Annotated in this window: 4 protein-coding genes; all 4 read right to left on the bottom strand. The window is 69.0% G+C overall.

Features of this window, described 5'->3' with window-relative positions; translation table 11 throughout:
- A partial coding sequence (locus AB1609_22665) for a tape measure protein (GenBank protein MEW6049238.1) occupies positions 1-819 on the bottom strand: 819 nt, incomplete at its 3' end.
- Positions 809-1,003, bottom strand: a complete 195-nt coding sequence (locus tag AB1609_22670) for a hypothetical protein (GenBank protein ID MEW6049239.1) — start codon at positions 1,001-1,003, stop codon at positions 809-811. The genes AB1609_22670 and AB1609_22665, both read right to left, overlap by 11 nt.
- Before the next feature lie 62 nt (positions 1,004-1,065).
- Positions 1,066-1,491, bottom strand: a complete 426-nt coding sequence (locus AB1609_22675) for a hypothetical protein (protein MEW6049240.1) — start codon at positions 1,489-1,491, stop codon at positions 1,066-1,068.
- A gap of 11 nt (positions 1,492-1,502) precedes the next feature.
- Positions 1,503-1,903 (bottom strand): hypothetical protein (locus AB1609_22680; GenBank protein MEW6049241.1); only part of this gene is annotated, 401 nt, incomplete at its 5' end.

Consider the following 1,903-nt stretch of genomic DNA (forward strand, 5'->3'; position numbering starts at 1 on the left):
GCGGTCGGTGAGATCCTTGACCCAGGCCACCACGGCCTTGCCGCGCTCGAACAGGCCCTCGGTGATCTGCTGCACGAGCATGCGCACGTTGTCGCGGATGGTGGAGATCATGCCCTCGAACGAGCGCGCCTGCTCCTCCATCATGCCGCCGAAGCGCTGCCTCATGCCCTCCACCAGGACGGCGATGGCGCGGTCGGCCGGGATGAGGCCCTTCTCGGCCATCTCCATGACCTGCTGCGTGGTCGTCCCGATGGCGTCAGCGAGGATCTGCCACGCCGGGATGCCGGCTTCGGTGAGCTGCCTCATCTCCTCCCCGGAAACCTTGGCCTTGGCCTGCATCTGGCCCAGCGCAAGAATGATCCGGTCGATGCCTGCGGTGCCCATCCCCAGGCCCGCGGCGGCGTCGCCGACGGCCCGCAGAACGGGCAGGATGTCCCGTGCGGAGAACCCCAGCGCCAGCATCCGCCGGGCGGCGTCCTGCAGTTCCGGGAACTCAAACGGGGTCCGGGCAGCGAACTCGTACAGGTCGCGGAGCAACTTGTCGGCGGCCTGAGCGGAGCCGAGCAAGTTGCCGAATGCGATCCGGCTCTGCTCCAGGCGTGCGTTCATCGTGATGGCCGTGTTGACGAACGCGGACGCGGCCCGCCGCGCGGCCTCGAACCCCGCCAGGCCGGCGAAGACGCCGGCGGCGGTCTGCGCAACGTTGGCCAGCGAGGACCGCAGCCGGAAACCGGCCTGCTCGACCTCGCCGAGCTGGGTGATCACAGCCCGCGCGTTGGTGTCGATTATGACGCTCAGCCGCATGAGCTCATTCGCCATCGGCGGCTACCTCCACGGTCCACCCCTGCCTCATCCGGGCCAGCGCCTGCTCGGCGCGGGCCAGGGCGTCCTCGCGCGTCACTCCCCGCGGCTGGCCGGCCAGCCCCAGGCCCTGGATGTATTCGTCCCAGGTGGCACCGAGGGCCGCGTGCACCGGCCACCACAGGAAGGCCAGGCGCTGCATCTCCGCGCGCCTGGCCTCCGCGCACACCCTGGCCAGTTCCAGAAACCGGGCAAACGGCAGGTCTAGGACCTGCTGGTCCGTCCAGCCGTACCGCTGCTGGATGAGGTCGCAGGCCTCAGCAATACCGATGCGGCCAGATTCAGATGCCGGCTGACGCTGGTTAAAAAAGCCTCGTAGTCGGGGTGCTTCTGCAGCGCCTCCAGCACGGCCGGGGCCGCGTCCACGGGCAGTTCTGCAAACTCCCGCTCCGTGATCCCGAGGAGCGAAGCGTACCACGAGGCGAGCTCGTCGCCCAGGAGGGTTGCTATGATCCGGAACGCGCCGCCCACGTCCTCGGCCCCCAGCAGCCCCAGGCCCACGTTGGCGATTGCGCGGGAGAGCAGCCGGCTTATCTGGAACACGTCCGCCGTTTTCAGGCGGCGCAGTCTGTACCGCCTGCCGCCGATCTCAACCTCCGGGGTTTCGGCCAGCAGTGCGCTGTCAGCCATCAGTTACCACCTCACGCCACCTGCGGCCGGTAGATCCGGTACGGCGGCACGTCCGGGTTCGCCGGATCGTAGTGGCCGCGGAAGGTAACCCGGAGCCCGGGCGTGCGCCGGTCGCCGAACGTTACCTCAGCCATCTCCACGACCACCGCGTTCTGAACCACGAAGCAGAAGGGCTGAGTCGTGCCGGCCAGGTCGCCTACCAGGGCCACATCCTGGTACGCGGTGTCCGGCAGCTGGCCCTTGCTCGTGATGAGATCGTGCGTGGGATTAGCGGCCGGGTACGGCGTGGCCTCGGTGCCGGCCAGGGCCAGGAGCAGGTTCTCCTTGGTCATCTCCACCAGCGTGGCCTGGATCTCCGGCACCTCGCGCACGAGCCGCCGGCTGCCCTTCAGTTCGCCCAGAGCGCCGTCGA

Source organism: Bacillota bacterium (assembly GCA_040754675.1).
Taxonomy (GTDB): Bacteria; Bacillota; Limnochordia; order Limnochordales; family Geochordaceae; genus Geochorda.

Excerpts from the sequence above, each read along its gene's own strand:
- AB1609_22670 (MEW6049239.1), bottom strand. The coding sequence starts at position 1,003 with ATGCAGCGCCTGGCCTTCCTGTGGTGGCCGGTGCACGCGGCCCTCGGT.
- AB1609_22675 (MEW6049240.1), bottom strand. The coding sequence starts at position 1,491 with ATGGCTGACAGCGCACTGCTGGCCGAAACCCCGGAGGTTGAGATCGGC.